The organism is Halioglobus sp. D3-4 (assembly GCF_055809315.1).
In genome coordinates this window covers 4,808,318-4,829,316 of the sequence record NZ_CM147907.1, presented here as the reverse complement: position 1 = coordinate 4,829,316, position 20,999 = coordinate 4,808,318, and the positions used below count along the sequence as shown (strand labels likewise).

Annotated in this window: 16 protein-coding genes; 2 read left to right on the top strand and 14 right to left on the bottom strand. The window is 55.9% G+C overall.

Annotation, left to right across the window (positions count from 1 at the left end):
- The 13 genes from AC0L6S_RS21300 to AC0L6S_RS21240 all read right to left on the bottom strand — a co-directional run bounded on the left by AC0L6S_RS21300 (position 1) and on the right by AC0L6S_RS21240 (position 17,996).
- Positions 1-4,119, bottom strand: a complete 4,119-nt coding sequence (locus AC0L6S_RS21300; protein ID WP_473426118.1) for a hybrid sensor histidine kinase/response regulator — start codon at positions 4,117-4,119, stop codon at positions 1-3.
- A 44-nt stretch (positions 4,120-4,163) separates the two neighbouring features.
- Positions 4,164-6,596 carry a FimL-related protein gene (locus AC0L6S_RS21295; protein ID WP_473428668.1) on the bottom strand — a complete coding sequence of 811 codons (2,433 nt, stop codon included), beginning with the start codon at positions 6,594-6,596 and terminating at the stop codon, positions 4,164-4,166.
- Positions 6,597-6,606: 10 nt separating this feature from the next.
- Positions 6,607-7,461 carry a CheR family methyltransferase gene (locus AC0L6S_RS21290; protein WP_473426117.1) on the bottom strand — a complete coding sequence of 285 codons (855 nt, stop codon included), beginning with the start codon at positions 7,459-7,461 and terminating at the stop codon, positions 6,607-6,609.
- Entirely contained in the window at positions 7,458-8,777 is a 1,320-nt protein-coding gene (locus AC0L6S_RS21285; protein ID WP_473426116.1) for a methyl-accepting chemotaxis protein, read from the bottom strand. The genes AC0L6S_RS21290 and AC0L6S_RS21285 overlap by 4 nt, the downstream gene beginning before the upstream one ends.
- On the bottom strand, positions 8,770-9,336 hold the full coding sequence (locus AC0L6S_RS21280; RefSeq protein WP_473426115.1) for a chemotaxis protein CheW: 567 nt from the start codon (positions 9,334-9,336) through the stop codon (positions 8,770-8,772). Before AC0L6S_RS21280 ends, AC0L6S_RS21285 begins: the two co-directional genes overlap by 8 nt.
- 2 nt (positions 9,337-9,338) lie before the next feature.
- Entirely contained in the window at positions 9,339-9,749 is a 411-nt protein-coding gene (locus AC0L6S_RS21275; protein ID WP_473426114.1) for a response regulator, read from the bottom strand.
- A gap of 262 nt (positions 9,750-10,011) precedes the next feature.
- Positions 10,012-10,932 carry a chemotaxis protein CheB gene (locus AC0L6S_RS21270; protein WP_473426113.1) on the bottom strand — a complete coding sequence of 307 codons (921 nt, stop codon included), beginning with the start codon at positions 10,930-10,932 and terminating at the stop codon, positions 10,012-10,014.
- Positions 10,925-11,545, bottom strand: a complete 621-nt coding sequence (locus AC0L6S_RS21265) for a hypothetical protein (protein ID WP_473426112.1) — start codon at positions 11,543-11,545, stop codon at positions 10,925-10,927. Before AC0L6S_RS21265 ends, AC0L6S_RS21270 begins: the two co-directional genes overlap by 8 nt.
- A 13-nt stretch (positions 11,546-11,558) precedes the next feature.
- Positions 11,559-13,712, bottom strand: coding sequence for an AAA-type ATPase lid domain-containing protein (locus AC0L6S_RS21260; protein WP_473426111.1), 2,154 nt, complete (start codon positions 13,710-13,712; stop codon positions 11,559-11,561).
- A 36-nt stretch (positions 13,713-13,748) separates the two neighbouring features.
- Entirely contained in the window at positions 13,749-14,729 is a 981-nt protein-coding gene (locus tag AC0L6S_RS21255) for an alpha-L-glutamate ligase-like protein (protein ID WP_473426110.1), read from the bottom strand.
- The gene (locus tag AC0L6S_RS21250) at positions 14,729-16,246 is read right to left on the bottom strand and encodes an inactive transglutaminase family protein (protein WP_473426109.1); all 1,518 of its coding nucleotides are present in this window, start codon (positions 16,244-16,246) and stop codon (positions 14,729-14,731) included. The genes AC0L6S_RS21255 and AC0L6S_RS21250 overlap by 1 nt, the downstream gene beginning before the upstream one ends.
- Positions 16,243-17,007, bottom strand: coding sequence for an ATP-dependent zinc protease family protein (locus tag AC0L6S_RS21245; RefSeq protein ID WP_473426108.1), 765 nt, complete (start codon positions 17,005-17,007; stop codon positions 16,243-16,245). The genes AC0L6S_RS21250 and AC0L6S_RS21245 overlap by 4 nt, the downstream gene beginning before the upstream one ends.
- Before the next feature lie 308 nt (positions 17,008-17,315).
- Positions 17,316-17,996 (bottom strand): DsbA family oxidoreductase, encoded by a 681-nt coding sequence (locus tag AC0L6S_RS21240; protein ID WP_473426107.1) that lies wholly within the window; start codon positions 17,994-17,996, stop codon positions 17,316-17,318.
- A gap of 264 nt (positions 17,997-18,260) precedes the next feature.
- Here AC0L6S_RS21240 and AC0L6S_RS21235 point away from each other — a divergent pair, with 264 nt between their 5' ends.
- Both AC0L6S_RS21235 and AC0L6S_RS21230 read left to right on the top strand, forming a co-directional pair.
- On the top strand, positions 18,261-18,533 hold the full coding sequence (locus tag AC0L6S_RS21235) for a hypothetical protein (RefSeq protein WP_473426106.1): 273 nt from the start codon (positions 18,261-18,263) through the stop codon (positions 18,531-18,533).
- A 248-nt stretch (positions 18,534-18,781) separates the two neighbouring features.
- Entirely contained in the window at positions 18,782-19,666 is an 885-nt protein-coding gene (locus AC0L6S_RS21230) for a DUF3014 domain-containing protein (protein WP_473426105.1), read from the top strand.
- Positions 19,667-19,692: 26 nt separating this feature from the next.
- Here AC0L6S_RS21230 and AC0L6S_RS21225 read toward each other — a convergent pair whose 3' ends face one another.
- Positions 19,693-20,997 carry an NAD(P)/FAD-dependent oxidoreductase gene (locus AC0L6S_RS21225; protein ID WP_473426104.1) on the bottom strand — a complete coding sequence of 435 codons (1,305 nt, stop codon included), beginning with the start codon at positions 20,995-20,997 and terminating at the stop codon, positions 19,693-19,695.
- Between the last annotated feature and the right edge of the window lie 2 nt (positions 20,998-20,999).

Below are 20,999 nucleotides of genomic sequence, written 5' to 3'. Positions count from 1 at the left end.
CTATGAGAGACTTAAGTCATGTCCGGTTAACTCATTGATACGGCGAATCAATTCCGGGAAATTGAAAGGCTTGCCCATGTAGCCGTTGCAACCAGCATCCCCCGCCAGAGCCCGATGTTTTGCACCTGTTCTGGATGTCACCATAATTACCGGCAGGTGGCCGTAACGCTGGGACTTGCGTATCTCGCGTAATGTCTGAATCCCATCCTTGACCGGCATTTCGACATCCAGCAGTACGACATCGGGCAGGCGATGGGTCGCATTGAGAAGGTCTATCGCCACCAGACCATTTTCAGCGGTGACGGTTTCCACCCCGACTGTGTCCAACTGACTGGTCGCAACCATGCGCTGCGTCCTGGAGTCATCGACCACCAGAGCCAACAATGTCGTGGGTTCCGTCCGACTCACAGCCACTGGTGCAATCCCATCAGAACCGGCGGTACTCACCAGCAGGTTAAGATCGAGCGCAATAATGGCCTCCCCTTCTGCTGTTGTGGCTGCACCGGCGACACCAGGTACTGTGGAGAACTGGGAACCAAGTGATCGAACCACCAGCTCCAGAGCCTCTTCCAGACTGTCGATGGCGATGGCCATGTAGCGATCCTCAGTACCCGCGACAATCACCGGCACATTATCTCCCCAGACACTGCGATCGGGCAGCGCCACGCCTTGGCACAGCGTTGCAAGGTAATTCGCCTCACATGGAATATCGGCCACCGACAGCTCTGTGCGCTGCTCCACGGCGGCAAAAAAATCATCGACCGGCACTTGCTCTACCGAAACCAGACCATTAAGTGGTATCGCATAGGATTCCCCGGCCGACCGAACCAACAGCGCACCATTGACCGACACATTACTGGGAATGCGGATCTCAAATGCCGTACCGAGACCCACCGCAGATTGGATCTGGACATCACCACCAATCTGCTGCAGTTCGGTCAACACAATATCCATACCCACACCGCGACCGGAAATTTCGCTGAGCGTATTGGCTGTGGAAAACCCCTTGTGGAAAATCAAGCGGATAGCCTCATCATCGCTGAGCGCATCGGCATCGACATCCAGACCTTTTTCATAGGCGGATTCGCGAATCGCATCAGGGTCTATGCCGCGGCCATCGTCGGCCAAACGTACCACGTAATCACCGCCCGATTTGCGCACGTCAATGGTGATTCGACCACCTGTTGGCTTGCCCATCGCCATCCGCTCGTCGGGTGTTTCGATGCCGTGGTCGAGCGCGTTGCGTACCATGTGCTCCAGTATCACCTGCAGTCGGGCGTAGTGATCCCTGTCGAGCGCACCAATTTCATTTAGCGTCTTGAACGTGACAATCTTGCCAAGATCAGTACTCACCGTACGTACTATGCGGCGCAGGCCCGGCATCAGCCGCGACACAGGCACCACTCTGGCGCTCTGGATAGAAGACGAGATACTGGATATCACCGAGGTCTGCTGCTTCAGCAGCGTTTCGATCTGCATGTTCTGACGACTCACCACATCGACCAGATCGGCGAGATCCTCAACGCCCTCACGCAGAATACTGGCCGCCTCCTGCAGTTCGGAGTACTGATCCATCTCCAGAGCGTCCATATCCGGTGATGAACTTCCGGGACGCGCGTTGACATCGAGCAGAGCGCGATCGGCAATCTTCCGGATATGGGTTCGCACGGAAGACAGGCGCGCCTGTAATTCCGCAGACGAGCGCTTGCTGCGTGTGGTGTTCTGCGATGCGCGCACCCCGAGTTGCTGTGCCTGGCTGGTGAGGTTAAGCAAAAGGTCTAGCTTCTCGGACGTAATCCGTACCGACTGCTGAGCAGCCAACACTTTGGCGCCCTCATCAGCCAATTGCTGGTCACGCTTTTTCTCAAGTGCGGAGAACGCCGTTGTGCGAGTCTCATCGACAGGCGGCTTGACCTCGGCCTGCGGGGTGCCGGGTGCTTCTTCCCGGGTTGAGCCCGCAGCGTCAGCATCCAGTGCTGATACTGGTACTGGCTGCACCAATGGTACCGGCAGTTCACTGGCCACATCAGCGCGCTTCTCCACGACAAATTCAACGCCGCGCACGATCGCATCAAGCCAGGCATTTACGATTCGGAAATAGTTCTGTTCCTCGCCGCTGTTGGGCCGCGGCATTTTCTCCAGCAGCGTTTCAAAGTTGTGTACCAGCGTTCCCAGACGCTGTAGACCCACACCTTTGGCAATACCCTTGAGGGTGTGCAGGGTGCGCGATACGCTGGCAAACAACGATTCACTGGCAATATTGCGCTCCCACTCGCCCACTTCATTTTCCAGGCGCTCCACCTCGACAGTACCCTCCTCTATAAACGCATCGAGGAAGTCAGTGAAAATCTCGGTATTGCTCTGGGTGGAGTAATTGAACGTGATGTAATCTGGCACAAAGCTGTCCAGACAAGTCCCGTCGAACGCAGCGGCATCTATCTCCTCTTCTGCGCTCGCATCGTTTATAGCATCAGAGTCCGCAGAGACCTCGGGCGCGGGCTTCGCAACATCCGGCGCACTCTCGATTAGCTCCGGCGTCAGTTCCGTGTTGACCTCGCCAACTGCAGCAGTTGTGAAGTCTTCAAACCCTACACCGCAAATCTCATCGCGATTATCCTGAAACGGTGACAGGTCGGAGAAGGCAGCGTCGATATCAGCAGCAGCCAGAGCACCATCAGCGGCCAACAGCGCCGAAAAATCGTCGGTAAGATCGCCGGCAAAGATATCTTCCCCAAAACCCTCGCCGGGCGCGCTGCCGGCAAGCGGCACATCCTGATAGACATCGGAATTCTGCGGCGATTCAGACAGCACCGGGTCAACAGACTCCATCGCCGCAAGAGGCTCCTGCGCGCGATCACCATATGCATGGAAATCCTCGTGATAATCGATCTGCACATCGCTCGAGGGATCGACCGAAACGGCGCCATCATCGCGTTGAACCACCAGTTCTTCGGGGTTCGAGTTGCCTTCAGGCAGGTGATTACCCGCGAGCAGGTAGTTGTCAAACTCATCATCATCCATTGAGTCGGGGATGGTCGCGACGTACTCACTGACACTTGAATAATCCGCCTGCTCTACCCGGTTGTCATCGTCGCCTCCGTCCATCGTCGGCGCAGCATCAGCCGGCTCCATTTTTGCTTCCGAACGCACGATACTCGGTGTCGCTGGAGCGCTTTCTACCTGATTAAACGACTGATCTGGCGCAGCGAATTCAGGCACCACAACTTGTTCCACCAAAAACTCTGTATCTGTCGGGGCAGACTGCTCCACCGGAGTAGCCTGCTCCATCGAAATGGACTGCTCCATCGGAGTAGCCTGCTCCATCAGATATTCTGTTTCTACCGGATTGGACTGCTCCATCGAAGTGGGCTGCTCGTTAGGAGTCGCTTGCTCCATCAGAGAAGCTTGCTCCGCCAAAGTTGCCTGCCCCATCAAACTAGCCTGCTCGACCAGGGTAGATTGCTCGACCGACTCAACTGGCTCCACCGGAATGAGTGGCTCCAGCGCTAAACTGTTTTCCTGCGCTGCGGTGGTCTCTATAGGCGTAACAGATTCAGGTGGAATCGGCGCGGTATCGATGGGCCCTGAGGCCTTCTCTGCGACCTGGTCACGCATCGCGTGGTTATCCGTTGCCGGTTTCACCCGCTTTATTGACACAAATTTCTCACCGATATCATCATCACCCGAGAGACCAAGAATATCGGTTCCCTCTTCCACATGGCCGACAAACCGGGACTCTTCACCAGTGCGTCCGAGGGAAAAATCAACCGCCATAAACTCGTCACGCGTCATTCGCGTTGACTCAACTGACGATGCTGCGTCACTGCGGTTGTATATATCTGATCCCGCGCCAGCGGAGGAAACCACGATCTCCTCTTCAACATAGCTAGCCAAATCGTCGCTGCCAGCATTGCCGCGAACCAGAGGGCGACCGGCTACTTCGGCTTCATAGGCAGATAAGCCAGTATCTAGATACTCGTCACCAGCGACGGTAAACAGCTTTTCCTCCGGTTCAGAGAGATCCATATCCAGCAACCAGCGCAGGCTCTTCTCCTGATCACTCTCCTCTTCTGCACCGACCTCGAAGCTTGTTTCGCTCAGGTTCTTATCAGTATGCACAATTGCTCTCCCCGTCCGGTCTATCGACATTTACTGCTGCCGGCTTAATGTGTCAGATTGGTTGTGGCTGTGAGATTTTCCGACAATCCACCCGTTGCGCCGACCACAGCTGTGATCTCGGGCTGACTGCCTTCAGCGGCCTCATCGCTGGATGCCGCCAGCGAAAAGCAGGCGCTGGTCAGCTTGCGAATGCGGCCTACGTCAGGCCCGGCATCGCTGGTATAGGAGCGGACCAGAGCGGGCAACGCTTCGACTACTTCGTGCACCAGCGCCTGCACCTGAGCGTCCGGCACCAGCTCACCGTCGAGCGAGCGATCCAGCATATCCTGTACGGCCCATCCCAATTCGCCCAGGATATTGGCACCGACAGCGCGGCCATTACCCTTGAAGGTATGGAAGTATCTACGAATATCCCGCAACACATCCTTATTGTTCGGATCCTGCAGCCAATCCGTCGTCAAACTTGCCAACTCTGCGACCATTTCCTCAGATTCCTCGATAAATACATCGCGGAACTCGGCTGGGATTTCGACGTCTTGCACCAGCAACTCTTCACCGACGTCAAACGCATTTTCCGGGTTCACCATCCCGGCGATCTTGCGTCCGGGCGAGAGACCGGCGATTTTGCCACCCAACTCTTCTGCGCGCTGCTCGGCGAGCGCAAGTATGTGCGAGGTGTCATCCAGAGGATCAATGATCGAACGCTGCAAATGCAGTTCGATCTGCGCAAAGGCTTCCGCGAAACAGCGGAATGCATCATCCTCGTGCACACTGCCGGCATCGCTTGCGGCGCTCAGCCAACGGTGGCAATGCTCAATCACTGCGCCCTCTCGCACCATCCCGGCGAATTGCAGTGCACCGGCAATTTCATCGAGCAACTGCAGCGAGTCGCCGATGGCCTTACGATCGGGGATGGACTCAAGCTGACTGAGATAATCCAGCGAAAGCCCATAGAGCAGATCCAGATCAGGATCGCCATTGTCTGCATCCAGTACCGCTTGGCGTAGCTCCTCATGCCCTTTGTCGGTTTTGTTCAGGTGGCGATGCAGCGCTGTCGTCAGTCGCAGCACACTCGCCCGATCCAGAGGTTTTTTGTCCAGCGCACTTTTTAACGCCTTGCGCCGCAGTATCTGATGTAGATAGTTCTCTACCAGGCCCATCTGGCGGAAGGTTGCTGTGGCCACGCTTTCACGCAACTCAAATTCTTTGCCCGCATAGGAACTGTTCAGACCGTGCTGCAGCTTGTGTTCGATATCAGATTTGACATCGGTAATACCCAATGTGATTGAACGAACGCTGTCGGCCAGCATCTTCAGATCATCTACACCGCGCTCACTGAAAAAAGGTCTTATCTGCTGCTGTACTTTTCTGAGGGAATCAGCATGCTGGAGCTGTCCTGCTGCCATCAGACGCTGTTCTGCTGCTTCAATCGCGCTCATCACACTGCCATCCCGGTCTTCGGGTTTGGCTCTTGCGACTGCCACCAGATCATGGGTAGAGAGGTAATCCACAGCAACGTCCAGATGCTGCAACGCGCCCTTGAGTGTAATCACGATGGCGTCGCTGTGCACCAGCCCCTGGGATGCATCACTGATGGTGCTGTCGGTTATCCCGAAAGCTTCGCGAATAGCGCAGATATGCACGGGGCGCGAGCGACAGGATGCAATATAGTAGAGCATCTGCTGCAGATAACTTTCGTAATCAATGGACTCATCGACCTTGCTACCGTTCTCCCGAGCGAACTTGATCGCGAAAGCGCCCGACTTGAAAATTTGCGCTATACACTCATCCGGCACAATAAGACCACCGGCGATACCTTCGCACAGCCCGATCATTGTGAACCAGAAACGTTCCTGCTCAGTGCCTGCGAACAGGAGCTGCATTTTTCGTGCAATTCGCGCTACGGTTTTCATGCTTTCCGTGACTTTGCGCTTACGCAACCCCTGCTTCGCCATCTCCAGATAAAGTGCCAGCATGACATTGGCGCGGCTCTTGATCTCTTCGTCGGCGGCGACAACACCGTCAGCAGTGATGCCGGCGTCCGCTGCAATCTCCATATAGAAGAAGAAGGCAGCCGGACGCGGCCGTTCTCCTACCCAGCGACGCAGATCATTAACAAACTTCTCCAGACCGCGTCCGGTGTCAACACGTTGACCCTGTGTGTGTTCCAGATAGGCAGGTATGACTTTCAGCGCCTGCATCAGGCCGCCCATCGCCAGCTTACGTCGCTCACCCAGCACCTTATCCTTGTAGAGAAAGTTCAGGCTGCGCTCCATTTCCAACGTCAACATTTCTGCCTTGCGCATGCCCAGCGTCCTGAGTGTGGACGTGATCTGGTGTACAGACCACATACACCGCAGTAGTGCCTGCTTCTGCGAGGGGTCCTGTCCATATTCCACGAGGGCGGCCTCGGCGGCGTCAGCCTGCTCATTGATCAGGCCGATCACCCACTTCAGGGACACGATATCCGGTTTCATCTTCACTCGCTCAACCTCCAGTTTTCCTATATGCGCATACGCCCGGCCACTGCAGGCGGCATACGTTCTGCCCTAACCAGGACACATCCTCTCCAGCCCCAAGGATCAGCAAACCGCCACCCCGCAGCCGTTTTACCAACTGATCAATGATCCAGCGCTGACGCTCACGCTCAAAATAGATCAATGTGTTCTGACAAAAAATAATGCTGAAATCCGCGAACGGCGCACTGTCAACATGTAACAGGTTGCTGTGGAAAAAGTGCGTTCTGGCATTGATCGCATCTGCTACTGCGTACTGCCCGTCCTGCTCTTCGCGCATGAAACGCTGGCGATACTCGGGTGGGATAAACTTCATCGCCTCCCCGGGATAACGCGCCTGCTGCGCCTGGTGAATCGCATTGAAGCTGATATCCGTACCAATACCGTGCCACTGCTGCCAGGGTCTGCTACGCGCCACCGCACTTTCAACTACCATCGCCATCGAATACAGCTCTTGCCCATGCGAGCATCCGGCGCTCCAGAATGACAGCTCACTTGGCGCCGGGCCGGTATCCAGCAGTTCATCCACATACTTCGCCAGACATTTGTAGGCATCGGGCTGACGGAAGAAGCGCGTTTCCTTCACCGTGAGCAGGTCAATCAGTGCCAGCCATTCGGCGCGCGCGCTGATGCTGTCATCGAACAGCGCCAGATACACCTGCACATCATCCAGCCCCAGTGCGGTCATACGACTCTGCACCGTCCCGGCGATGACACGGTTAGTGCTGTCGATCCTGATACCCGCGTGCGTGTGCAGCTTCTGCATCAGCAGGTCCAGCTCACTGTGGCGAAGCTCCTGTACGCGCGCGGCGGCAGCTGTGTTCACACAGACACTCGCTCGACTTTGGCCGTTTCAAGAGCGGTCATTTCTTCTTCTCTGTACACTTTCTTGGCACCCTGAATGTTCTTCAAGTCTTCAATGGCAGCCAACGTGCGCTCCGCTTCCGTGATCTCCTCAATCTTGAACTGGCTGAGGCTCTCAGCTACCTCGCGCATAGAGGCGGTCAAACTGCTCACCCCTACCAGAGTGGACTCACTGTACTCGCTGATATCCAAATTACGCTCGCGTATAGCATCCATCGAGCTGTTCATATGGCGCGCAGTAGTGGCCGACTGACCAGCTGCGTCATCCACTGAGGTAATGATTTTGGTTATCGCAGATGAACCTGCATTGATTTCTTCCAGCGAGCTGTCCAGCCGATCGATGTACTCCAGAATGGTGACCACCGTGCCCACCGTATTTTCCATACTGGACAGGTTGTCGGCGGATAGGTTTTGCAGCATGCGAACCTGAGAAATGATCTTGCGCCCCTCTTCCTCAGCCTCGCGCATCAGATCACCAATCGCTTCGGCAATACCGAGGAATGGCCGTCCGTGCTCCCCGGCTTTCTCTGCCTCGATTCGGGTGTTGATTGCAACTACCGAGATTTTGGTATTAAGCGCCTGGATGTATTCTGCAGCGGCGGTTACTGACTGAATCAGTTCACCCTGTCGCTTGGCCGATTTGGAGGTTTCCTGTACGGACTCGCGCACATCGGCAGAGGCTTTGGACATGTCCTTGGTCAACTCATAACCCTGGGCGACCCGCTGACGGTTACGCTCAGAGGTTCTGGCAGCCTCGCCCGTCGATTGTTTGATCTCTTCACTGGTGCGCACCATTTCCGTGGTTGCCGTGGTGGACTCCACGACAGAACGCGTCAGTTCACGACCTTTTTCAACCTGTCCTTCGGCTATTGCACCAATCTTTGTGATCCCCTCGGTTGATACCTTAAAGGGCGTCTTGATATTACGGATAAGTTCGCGCTGACGCTGGGTGGACGCATTGATTTCCCGAGCTATATCCCGAGTGACCGAATTGTCTTCCGGCACCTGAACCGTCAGATCACCCTCGGCAATCTTGACCAGCGCGCGGTTGATCTCAGCCACCCCTGCCTCGGTGTACTCCATGCGTCGCCGCTGTCCGCGATATGCAAGCAGCGCCACTGCCAACACACCAGGCGCACCGATCAGCGCCATCAGCGTACCAGCATCCAGTTGCGCCTTGGACAGCGCATAAACAACACCTGCGATACAACCCAGAACACCCAGGGCCATCACCGCCAGCCACAGATTGGGAACCCCAACTTTCAATAACTTATTCATTACTTTTCCCCTTAGTGGAAGAAGCCTTACCCGCGGCGGCATTTGCCAATTCTTCATCTGCCACCAATTTGTCGATATCAAGAACCGCCAGAAATTCACCCTTGTACATAAAGCCGCCAAGTGTGTATTCGGCGAAATCGGGATCGACCTCATGCTCCATGATCCGCTCATCGATCGGGAACCGAAGATCGCGCTGGACATGGCTCAGAGTGAGCCCGAAATGCATACCGGGTCGGCGAATTACCATGCAGTAATCGCGTACCCGGCCAATGTAGGGACGCTTACGAAACAGCACGTCGCCACTGTATATTGGCAGTAATCCACCTTTGTAGGCCGCCACGCCAAGTACCCAGGGCTTGGTGCCCGGAATGGTCGTGACAGACGGCGTTTCAATAAGCTCATCCATCTCACCCGCACCGATGAGCAGGGGAACACCGGCGATACCCAAAGAACTGCCCACCCAAGTCACTGGCGGTGCGGCTACCTCGGGGGCCGGCACATTGTCGTAGGCGTGCAGGCGCTCCAGCAGTTCCAGAGACTGAAAAGCGGAGATACCCATTGTTACGCTGCCACCTTCCTGTTCGTGTGGTTGTATATCAGTTCACGCAACACGGACTCGGGCGGAATTTTGGTGACGTGCGCCGTTGCACCGCGGGCCTGCCCCTTGGCTATGTCAAAAATGCCGTCGGAGGAAGACAGCATCACTACGGGTGTGTACCGTGTTTCCTCGGCATTGCGAATCAGGGTGCAGGTCTGGTAGCCATCTAACTCCGGCATGGTGATATCCAGAAAGATCAGATCGGGCTTGAAGCGGCGCAGCATCCCCAGGGCTTTATAGCCGTCCTCGGCGCACTCCACTTCACAGCCCATACCGCGCAGAGTGTGTGACATCATCATACGAATGGTTTTCGCATCATCGATGACGGCAATCTTTACTCCACTGATATCAAACTGCTCTATTTCGTTACTCATGATTTCCCTCATATCCTGAATAGTTATTCCGCTTGGTTATGAAGCAACAGTATTTCCATGACCCGCATTTCCAGCAAGTGAAAACTGGAGATTTCTCCAGAAATCAGACGTTCTGTACCGCAAAAATTCGGATTTTCTATCGGAGAGGGTTGTATCTATCTGTTTTAACTAGATTTATTATAAAAATGAGATTTCAGCGCGGACTTTTCTGTTCTGTGAAGCAGTTCCGCTTTGAGCTTTGCTAGCAGACTCCAGACTGTTGTTATTCTGGGTACAGGGCCCGTAAAGCGCGGGCCAGCGCAGAGGGATCGGCGCTCTTTTGAACCAGCCCGCTGCCGATTGCAGCCTGCGGCATCGCAGGGCAAATCGCACTGTCAGGTGACTGCGCCCAGACACGTCCACCGGCGGCCTCAAAGATAGACAGTGCAGCACTGCCATCATTGCCCATACCGCTGAAAACGATGACACCGGGTGAAGGCAACTTCGCCGCACTCAGAATCACCAGCAATTCATTGATATCCGGTGTGTGCTGGCCACCCCATTCCTCTCGGGTGACCGTCAGCTGGCCAAATTCTGCCAGCGCGACCTTAGATCGGGGCGGGATCATCAGCAATTCGGCCGGCCGCAATGACTGCACTCCCTCGGCAAGTCGCAGCGAGAACTGCGTATTTTGAGGCGTAAAGCTCTGCAATAGCTGCTGTTTTGCCGGATCCAGGTGCTGGGCGTAGAGAAAAGCCACCGGCGGCGGCTGCGCAAAACTGTTCAGGAACGCCTGCACCGCCGCAGTGGCGCCAGCGGAGCCCGCCAACAACCAGACACCGCGGACGTCTCCCCAACGGTCCTGCACATTGCGATCCGGCGGAACCGAGCGGCGCGACAGTGCCAGTTCCAACTGTGTCATCAGCGCTTCCACCCAAGGCAACATTGTCGCGGAAGAAGCGCGCTCAGGAATATTATCCGCAGGAAGTAGGAAGCAGTCCGTTTGCAGAAGCAGTTCCAACACTGCGTCGGATTGTGCATCAAATATCCACGCGTCCACCATATTGCGATCTATCAAGGCACGCACCCGGTCCAGACTGACAGCAATATGGACCTCGTATCCCGCCTGAGAAAGCGCGATGACAATGGCATCCCGCGCAAAACCGGCCAGCACAAGGCCGATATTCGAAGGCTTGTCAGGCACCGGGAAACATATAGCTTTTGAAGGGTTCCAGATGGCCAGCCTGAAAATCGCGCAACTCGTAGATGTTGAATTTGTGCATCAGGGTAAGGCAGCGTTGGAAAACCTGGTCGGCCTCATAGGCGGAGGGAGGTATGCCATACTCATCAGTGATCTGGGCGAAAATGGTAGAGGCTATTTCCCGCCGGGTTTGATCCTCCCGGTACAGGGTCTGATTGACCGGTGACGAGACGATAGGGGAGCCGTAAATCAGAAAAGCCTCCCAACGGCGCACATCCTGTCCTTGATCCAACTGCGCAACCAGGAATTTGACCATGTTGTGCAAATCGATACGCGGTGGCAATACATCTTTTTGCAACCACTTGCGCACATCGGATTCACGCCAGGCGCGGTTTATGCCCAGCAAGCTGATTACACGTCCCTCTGTCTGTGGCGGTGCCGCCCCCGCGAGATCCCACAACATATTCAGACGAGCAGAGAAACCAAGGCTTGGTGGTACGTCCTTGTCCATTCCCTCCTCGAATGCCCGCGCGTAATCCTCCACCGTCTTCACTCCGCTTGACGCCGCGCCGCTATCCCGGCCTTTTTCACGATTGTTTACATTATTCCCGGCCATCTGAGATCTCCTGTCAAATATTCCCGGCCTCGCGGCAGCGCTTTAAGTAGGTTGGCGTCGATACACCCATGATACGCGCGCGCGCAGCAGAACCCAGTGCGCCACCCTGCTCATTCACATGTGCCATCAATATGTCTGCCATACGCGTCAGCGGCGACTCATCTGATTGCGGTGACTCCCTAACCCACTCGCGCAGTATCCGCCGGGGTTTCTGCCACAGCGCACTACCGTTGCGTTCACTCTCACGAGCGGCGATTTTCGGTTGCCAGCGACTGATATTTCTGGGCTTGGTATGCAAGAAATCAGCAGTCTGTCGTAGATCGCCGCGATAGCGGTCCAATGCTGCCAGTACCAGTTCATCCTCAAGCCAGGTTCCCAACGGTTTGATCACATTCAGTTCCAGTAGACTGTGCACGGCCTCCCCCAGCACGACGTTGACCGACTCCTGGACGGACGGTACGTAATTCTCATCCTCCTTTTCTTCCGCGGCCACTGCCGCCAGAAAAGGTCTGGGCTCCGGTTGGTAGGGTGCCCCGTCAGGCTTTATTCCGGTAAACAGGCCGAGGTCAACCGGGGTCAGCCAGTCCTTTTCCGTTTTTTCCAGCGCATCGTGAATACACTGGCGCATTTCACTGATGTTGCCCGGCCAGTCGTAAAGCAGCATCGCCTGCTCTGCATCTGGCGTAAAACCTTTCATAACCCGGTCGCGGGATACGCCCTCCTGACCGAGTATCTTGTGTGCCCAGCGCAAGACGGCCTGTTTTCTGTCCTTAATGGGAGGCACATGGATGGGGTAACCGGCAAACGCGCTGGCCAGCGATACGACCAGTTGGCCGCGCCGGATCAGAACCTCCAGCTTCTCCGGGAAAAGAGCAATCAGTTTAAGCCTGGGCAGATACTGCGGTGGGGTGACGTCGGCGAGGGTGCGGGAACTGATCTGTTTTGCCAGCTTTAGTTGCACTTCAGCGTGCATCAAATGGGGTGATTTGAAAACCAGTGTCTTGCCCTCTCCCTGCGCCAACTCACGCGCGATACGCTTGTGCGCCACCGAGCGGCTGCGAAACTCCCGGCAATCGATCGGCACCAGCATGTCGCTGGAACTGTCGGATTGCTCGTGGATAATTCTGGCAACATACATTTTCCCGGTGCCAGCAGGGCCGATAATCGCCACCGGAATATCGAGATGCGCGAGAAAGATGGCCTGATCCACAGCGCCTTCCATGTTATCGACCACATAGCCTTCAATGTCCTTTTCAATCGGCGCTATTGGAGGCACTATTTTTCTCGGAGGCGAGGAGGGCTCCACACTATCTTTCGCAGCGTTTTGCGTGCTGGCAGGGGAAGGTGCAGCGGAAGGTTCACTGAATATTCCCGCGTGGTTTACGGCTATCCCGACAACCCGTTTGTAATCATCCGCGCTGGCGGCTCGAACGGGTTCCCGGGCGCCGATAGACCGGGCCAGCATCAGCGCATTGTTGGCTGCCAGCAGCGTAGCCAACGCACTGGTCCCCGCTCTATGGTGTGCCAAACCAACGCAGATACGAGCATCGGCGGTCAGGGTCTCCGGCGCGGTGTGTTGGCGATGCACATGCGACAAAATCGCGCGACAAATATCACGGGCGCCTTCGATATCCACATCGCGTAGGGTAATCAGAATCGAACTGCCTACCGGAGGACCCACCGAATCGCCGTTGCGAACAATCTCCAGCAGGCTGGTGCGAATGTCAGCCATCAGGCCGGATGTTTCACTGGCGCCCCACTGCGCGTCATAGCGCAGTTGATCTACGCCCAGCACCGCCAGGGTATCGGAGCTGGCCAACACCTCTGGCATGCCCGCGTGATCACCATCGTGTAAGCGCCACAACATCAGCCTGGCTGCACCGCCCTGTTGCTCCTGCCCAGCCGGCAGGCACAGACCGCCGACAAGGATTTCAGGCTGTGGCGGACGCGCCAGTATTAGTGGTGGTAACAGGACGCTTCGTCCCGCTTGCAGCGCGTGTTCAAGGGCACTGGCAGAATCTGTGTCACAGGGAATGACGTGACTCCAGGTTTCACCCACTATCTCAGTAGCAGGTGTGATGAGCAGATCAACAGCGGCGTCATTGCAATCGAGGATTTCACCGGTGTCGATTTGAATCGAAAAAATGGCTTCGTCCATTCTGTTCATTATCCGGCACACCCTGCTGCTGCGCGCCACACAAGTTTACGCTGTTCGCTGCGCCGAAGAGTCGTCCTCGGCGAATTGGCGCATGACGTAATCCACGCGGTGCTCGGTTCGAAAGCGCCGATTTACTGTCATATTTTCGATATGGCGCAGGCGCGGCAACAGCCCCCTGCCATTGGTGATCTGTATTGCCAGACCAGGCCGGGCATTCAACTCCAGCAATTGCGGGCCAGCTACCTTATCCAACACGATATCAGTGCCGATATAGCCAAGGCCCGTCATATCGTAACACTGTGATGACAACATCAGAATATCCCGCCAACCAGCTATCTTGATATCGCTCAGCGGGCGGCCGGTATCTGGATGTAATTTGATAGGGCGGCCAAACTGGGCGGCATTCAGGCAGCGCCCCGTATCCAGCGTCAGGCCCACCCCCACAGCACCCTGGTGCAGATTGGCCTTGCCGTCCGATGCGGCGGTGGCGAGCCGCAACATGGCCATCACGGGGTATCCACGAAATACGATGATGCGAATATCGGGAACGCCCTCGTAGGAGAAACCGTCAAAACAGTCATCAAACGCTATCAGGTCTTCGACGATTGCAACATCCGATGTTCCGCCGAGAGAATAAAGCCCGGCGAGGATATTGCTCATATGCCGCCGGATATCGAGGATATCCATCAGTGCGCCGGAACTGCGGATAAATTGATCCCCCTTGCGACCGATAATAACCAGGATGCCCTTGCCGCCGGAGCCCTTTGCCGGCTTCAGTGCAAAGCTCTCCAGATCCGCCAATTCACGCTCGATATGGCTGATCTCGTGCTGCTCACGCACTACAAATTTCAGGGCTGGCGTGGGTACGTCGTACTCCTGCGCCAGCAGTTTGGTTTTCAGCTTATTGTCGACAAGCGGAAAAAGTTTACGATCGTTGTAACGATTGATGAAATCCACGTTGCGGCAGTTCATACCCAACATGCCAAATTTCTTCAGGTGACGGACTGAAACCCATGCGCTCGCCATCAGAGATCTTCCATCGACCGAAAGCGCCGCAACTCAGAGAGTTTGTAGCCGGTGTACTGTCCCATCGCGAGAATCGCAGCCAACAACACCAGGTTGAGCTCAGGGAAATTAAAGGAGAGGTGAACAAAAATTGGCATCTGCATCAGCAGGTAAGCGATAACAGCCACTAGCAGGCTGCCACCGCCCTGTCGTAAAACTTCGCTGGGGCCGTCCTCCTCCCATAGAATCGACATCCGCTCAATGGTCCACGCAATAATAATCATCGGGAAAAAAGTGATTGTCATACCGGTGCTATAACCCAACTGGTAACCGATAATACTGAACGCCGAGATCATAAACACCACCAGGACAATCAGCGTGGCGATACGTGAAACCAGCAACAAATTTAATCGGGACAGATAGCTGCGCAACCCCAGACCGGCAGCCACCACCAGCACAAAACTTATCAGCCCTGTCACCAGTGATGTCTGCAGAAACGCCAACGCAATGAGTACCGGCATAAATGTACCCGATGTCTTCAGGCCGATAATGACCCGCATAAACACCACAACAGCAGCGCCCAGCGGTAGCAGCAACAGCAGTTTGAACATACTCTGCTCTTCGATAGGCAGATGCTGGACGCCCAGCCGGGTGAAGACGCTCTCACTGTTTTTGACCTGGGCCAGTTGCAGGGCGGGAACAGTCTGTCGAATCATGGAAAAATGTACACGAGATTGTCGCCCCCCGGTGACATCCAGTACCGACACACCACCGCGATGCCAAAGCAGCAGGTTTGCGGGAACACCGAATTCGCCGGATACAGGGTTGACCAGCACCCACTCATCGCCGGTGTATATTTCTACCATGGGTGTCAGCGTCTGCCTGCGCCGGGCATCTTCCAGATACAGACCCATCACCGAGCGCGAGGCGATGCCGGCGCGATTGAGCAATAGCATCAGCAGCTCGGCCTGATCAGAGGAATTGGACGACAGCAGTGCCGCGTTCTGGGAACCCGGGCTGTTCAGCAAGGTGACCAGCTCACGCGTCAGGCTCTCTGGAGAACTGGACTTTTCGCGCGCGAGGTCCAGCACCTCTTTTGCCGCCAGTTCCTGCGCCGAATCCCAGTATTCAGGGTGCTCCTCGCCTTCAACGGGGGCATCAGTGACACTGGTGTTACCGCCGGTGGTTTCAACGAGTTGGGCCTTATAGTAGAGCGACTGCTCACCGTCGGTGTTGCGCTTTGTCCACTCGGCACGTCGGTTTCCATTGTCCGTGAGAATAGCAAAACCATAGCCGGGTGAGGCGGCCTGCTCTTCATACACTTCGAAACCCGGTATCTGGGCATCGGGCAAACCGAGGTTGGCAGTGACAGGGCCGCCATCCGCCGTGAAATCGACTCTTGCCTCAACCAGCCACACAGACTGTTCCTGTCCGGGCAGGAAGGGAATACCGGTAGCGTAATGCCGCAGCACGGCGATCACTATGCCACTCAACGCCAGAATCGTCAGGATGCTGAAAAACGTGCGTTTCTGACTCACCTGGATTCTCCGTCACTGCCCGACGTGTCCTCAGGGATGACGTAGGGCGCGATATTCTGCTTGCTCACATCCACCACCATGACATCGCGCAGAATACTGCGGCCTATTTTGACCTGATAGCTTTTGTGCGCTCGCGTACTCAGGCTGAACTCGGCAGTTTGCTCGTTCTCACCGATAACGATGGCCATCTTCACTACCGGACGACGTTTTGCCTTATCGCTACCCGCCGAAACAATACCTATAGTTCGCACCAGCCTGCGCTCCACGGTTTCAGGCGTCTCACTATCGGGGCGTTTGATGCTGAAACGGACCCAGGGCTTCCCGTCACGCTCAAACTCTTTGATGTCATCAACATCTATAGACGCGGTGGCGACACCGGTATCAATTCTGGCGGTGAGCGCCAGCCCCAGGTCGGGAAACCACACATCCTCCAATCCGCCAACGACCGTTTTGCTGGAATTTTCAGCTACCGTAGGACAGGCCTCGACCTTGGGACATTCCTCAACCTTGGGGGCCTTCAGTGCATTTCCGATACTGGTATTCAAGGCCGCCAGCTTTTGCTCCTGTCGCTCCAGCTGCTGCTGCTGTGCTTGCAACTGCGCATTCGCAGACGCCTGGTTTGCGAGCGACTGGTTCAGCTGCGAAACAACTTGATCAAGGCGCGTATCGTGCTCGTTTTCTTGCTGAGGCTGGACCACACAGGCAGTCAGCACCAAAAGCCCCATCGCCACAAAAACCAAAGGTAAACGTCGAAATATCATATAAACCCAAACTCAACAGCACTGTCATTTTTTGAAGATGCAACTCTAGCGAGCGCACCCCGTAAAGTAAATTACCGCAATAGGGTGCCGCAGCAGCACACACACGGGCAAATACCACCGTCGCTGGTAGTCAGGTCATCAATATACCCAGGGATGTCGAGGTATGTAGTCTGGCGCCAGAGCAGCTTGACGTTGTGCGACACGATACGCCCTCTTGCAGGGGCGCGCCGCAATCGATGCTGATAAATAATCCACATTATAGACCATCGCTCTGGGCTTATGCCGCTGACTCTGTGCGGCACAGAGACTCATGCGCTGGCACGCGCCTGAATCTTGCGCAACAAGCGCACAAAGGCCTCCGCCTCCTGTGCTCCGGGAACCAGGTATTGCCGCTGAAAGTAGAACGTCGGTACCGCGTGAACATCCTGATCGAGCCAGTACTGCTGTTCCTCACGCACCGCCTCTGCGAAGCGGCCATCAGACAAGACAAGGCGCGCCTGCGCACCATCCAAACCGGCCCGCTCCGCCACTTTTGCGAGCAACTCGAGGTTGTTTACATCCTCTCTGCGACTGAAAAAGGCCTCAAACAGTGCTAGCTTAAGGGCTGTCTGGCGCCCTTCTGCTGCAGCCCAGTGCAGCAATTGATGTGCGCGGAAGGTGTTGACCATGCGCATCCCATCGAAGTAATCAAAGGTGAAACCCAGCGACTCCCCCAGGGCTGACATGCGCGATCTGGCCGCCGCGCTTTGCGCGGCGGTGGTACCGTATTTTTGTGCCAGGTGCTCGCGCAGTTCCTGCCCCTGCTCAGGCATCTGGGGGTTCAGTTCAAACGGGTGCCAATTTATCGTGACATCAAACTCCCCGGGGAGCGCTGCCAGTGCTTTCTGCAGTTGCTTGTAGCCCAGGATGCACCAGGGACATACCACATCTGAAACAATATCCACCTGCAGTGGCAACAACGCCGTCGCAGCGCTACTGGGCTCGGTCATAGTTCCTCCAACAATCCGGACAGGGCTGGCCATCATAGAGCCAAATATCGTACCAGGCGAGGCCTGATACGCGATTGGCAGTCCCCGAGCCCGGGTTGCGGGGGCACAATCCCGGGTTTCTGTACTTTTCTCCAGTTTTTGGTTTGATTTTCTGCGGGCCACTGTTAAAAACTACTTGGATCGGTTTTGTTTGCCTTGCGCTATACTGGGAATAACGCTGCTACACACTGGTCTACGTTCTATATCAGTCATGTGGAGATAGTGATGATTAGTTTAATCGAGCACAGCGCAGAGGGTGCCACCATTCAGTTGAATCAACGCGAATTGCTGTTGGTGATGGCCCTGATTCAGGAGGGCCGAGAGTCCTTCGGATGTAATACCGATACCGGCGAGGCACTGGATGAATTCTTTTGTGCAGCCAATATCCAGGTTGAAGAGGCCCGCCGCAAAAAGCTGAAAAAGGCCATGATGCGCCAAAAAATCAGCGTGGTGCCCAGTGTGGACAGCCATACACACAAGGGCGTTTCGAACGCTTAGGCAAAACCGGTACAGCAGTGTTCCACGGCTTTGCCCCGAGTCGTGCTCAGTGCCAGACCACCGCATAACACCCTAGACATCCACGCTCACAACCGCGCTACGCCTCGCTTCCTGCTTGTCCGATTCCGCAATTAAATCGCCGCACCACTGGCTGGTGAACTCTGCAGAGAGTATTCTGTCCTAACGATCAGTACACACCGACTTGCCCGTATCGCAATAGAGAGATTTACCGTGAAGGAGAACTGCATATGAGAGCAGAACCTGAAGATATTCAGAGCCACAGCTCAGCGCGAAAGAAATTCCCCCTTGTCGAGTTGTTGCTTGCACTGGCCGTTATCGCCGGACTGGTGTATTTCTGGTTTTGGTCTGAAGAGAAGCAACCGGAGCCGCCCGCCGTTGAACTTCCGCAGGCCGCAGCGCCAGCCAAACAGCCCGAACTGCCTCCGACACCGGATATTCCCGTGCGTGAAGAAGTTGCAGTGGCGATTGATACCGCTGATACGGAAACAGATACCGAAACAGTGTCGGTGGAAGTGGCAGAGCCCGCGCCGCTGACGCCCGCAGATGGCGACGCCATCTTGCGAGAGCAATTGGCCGCAGCAGGAGCTGGTTCAACACTGCGCAAACTGACCAGTAACGATCATCCGATAGATTTGAGCGCCGCCCTGATCGATGGCCTCGGCAAGGGCAATATCCTGCGCAAAATGGTGCCACTGGATAAGCCCAAGCAAGCTTTCAGCGTGGAACGCACGGGCGACACCCTGTATATGGACCCCGACAGCTACAAGCGCTACGACGACTATACAGATGCCATCACAGCATTGAATATCAGTGTACTGGTCGAGACGTTCCACACACTGCGCCCCTTGTATCAACAGGCCTATGAAGAGTTGGGGCTCGATCCCGAGGATTTTGACAATGCCATTATCCGCACACTGGATATGGTGCTGGCAACACCCGAGATTACCGAGCCGATTGCACTGAAACCGAAGTCTGTGGTTTACGTATATGCTGATTCCGCACTGGAAAGCCTGCCCGCTTTGCAAAAGCAACTGCTACGCATGGGTCCGGGTAATCTCCGCCGCATCAAGCAACAGGCCAGAGTGCTACGCGAGGGATTGCTGGCGCAATAACTCCCCGGGGACAACGGGAGCTTGATCTACAACAGATCGCGCAGGCGGAAGTAGAGCATCCCCAGAGCCACGATCTGGCTGCCAAGTTCCTGACTGAGCGGTATCTTGCGGTGTGGGACGCGCGCAAACACGTCAAGGGCCTCCGTTGTACCCGCAACCGCTTCCGCCAGCACCTCACCGAGGGCATGACTCAGGCTGACGCCATGTCCGCTGTAGCCCAGCGCATAATAGACGTTTGCGCCAATGCGACCCATCAGCGGCACGCGATTGACGACGATGCCAATCTTTCCTCCCCAGGCGTAATCCACGCGCCGCTGCGCTAACTGCGGGTAAATTTCGCGCAGGCGCGGCAACATTACTTTTTCGATATTGCGAGGCTCGCGACCGGAGTAGTTGCAGCGACCACCAAACAGCAACCTGTTCTCACTTGAGAGCCGAAAATAATCGGGCACTTCGTTCATGTCGCATACCGCCAGAGATTGCGGATTGATCTGCGCCGCTTCCTCGGGACTCAGCGGCTCAGTCGCGACGATGTAACTCCCTGCGGGAAAAACCAGCCCCCGCAATACCTCCAGCTCCAGTTGCTGATAGGCATTTCCGGCCAATATCACGCTGTCCGCGCGCACGCTGCCGCGCTGGGTCCGCACCAATGGCCGGGCACCGTGCTCAATAGCAGTGACCTCACTGCCTTCATAAATGGAAACACCCAGACCAACGGCAGCCCGCGCTTCACCCAGACACAGATTGAGTGGATGCAGATGACCGTTGCGCATGTTGACCAGGCCGCCGAGGTATTTGTCCGTACCCAGCAGTTCAGGCATATCTGCCCCCGACACCAGACGCAACTGACTTTCCATGCCACGCGTGCACAGTGCATCATACATCCGCTTTTGCTGTTCTACCTGCCGCGACCGCAGCGCCACATCAATCGCACCGTACCTCAGGTCACAATCGATACCATACGCCTGCACGCGCTGCGCGATAATGTCGTGGCCGCGATACCCGAGGTCGAACAGCAGGTCGGCATGGGCATTACCCCAGGCTTTATCCAGCCGCTCTTCACCGGGAATGCCACCGAGCATTTGCCCGCCATTGCGTCCGGATGCTCCCCAACCCACACGGTGCTGCTCCACAACAGTGACGCTGTAGCCGCGTTCCGCCAGCGTGAGGGCGGTGGCGATGCCGGTAAAGCCGGCGCCGACGACACAGACATCGCTGCGCACGTCATCGCACAGAACGGGGAACTCTGCCGCCTCGTTGCGTGTTGCGGCGTAATAGGACGTGGTGTGCGGTTCGCTAAAGTCCATGGGCTTATCGGTGTACACGCGCATAT

Excerpts from the sequence above, each read along its gene's own strand:
- AC0L6S_RS21225 (WP_473426104.1), bottom strand. The coding sequence starts at position 20,997 with ATGCGCGTGTACACCGATAAGCCCATGGACTTTAGCGAACCGCACACC.
- AC0L6S_RS21265 (WP_473426112.1), bottom strand. The coding sequence starts at position 11,545 with ATGGCCGGGAATAATGTAAACAATCGTGAAAAAGGCCGGGATAGCGGC.
- AC0L6S_RS21285 (WP_473426116.1), bottom strand. The coding sequence starts at position 8,777 with ATGAATAAGTTATTGAAAGTTGGGGTTCCCAATCTGTGGCTGGCGGTG.
- AC0L6S_RS21255 (WP_473426110.1), bottom strand. The coding sequence starts at position 14,729 with ATGGCGAGCGCATGGGTTTCAGTCCGTCACCTGAAGAAATTTGGCATG.
- AC0L6S_RS21240 (WP_473426107.1), bottom strand. The coding sequence starts at position 17,996 with ATGACCGAGCCCAGTAGCGCTGCGACGGCGTTGTTGCCACTGCAGGTG.
- AC0L6S_RS21230 (WP_473426105.1), top strand. The coding sequence starts at position 18,782 with ATGAGAGCAGAACCTGAAGATATTCAGAGCCACAGCTCAGCGCGAAAG.
- AC0L6S_RS21280 (WP_473426115.1), bottom strand. The coding sequence starts at position 9,336 with ATGGGTATCTCCGCTTTTCAGTCTCTGGAACTGCTGGAGCGCCTGCAC.
- AC0L6S_RS21245 (WP_473426108.1), bottom strand. The coding sequence starts at position 17,007 with ATGATATTTCGACGTTTACCTTTGGTTTTTGTGGCGATGGGGCTTTTG.
- AC0L6S_RS21275 (WP_473426114.1), bottom strand. The coding sequence starts at position 9,749 with ATGAGTAACGAAATAGAGCAGTTTGATATCAGTGGAGTAAAGATTGCC.
- AC0L6S_RS21235 (WP_473426106.1), top strand. The coding sequence starts at position 18,261 with ATGATTAGTTTAATCGAGCACAGCGCAGAGGGTGCCACCATTCAGTTG.
- AC0L6S_RS21260 (WP_473426111.1), bottom strand. The coding sequence starts at position 13,712 with ATGAACAGAATGGACGAAGCCATTTTTTCGATTCAAATCGACACCGGT.
- AC0L6S_RS21295 (WP_473428668.1), bottom strand. The coding sequence starts at position 6,596 with ATGAAACCGGATATCGTGTCCCTGAAGTGGGTGATCGGCCTGATCAAT.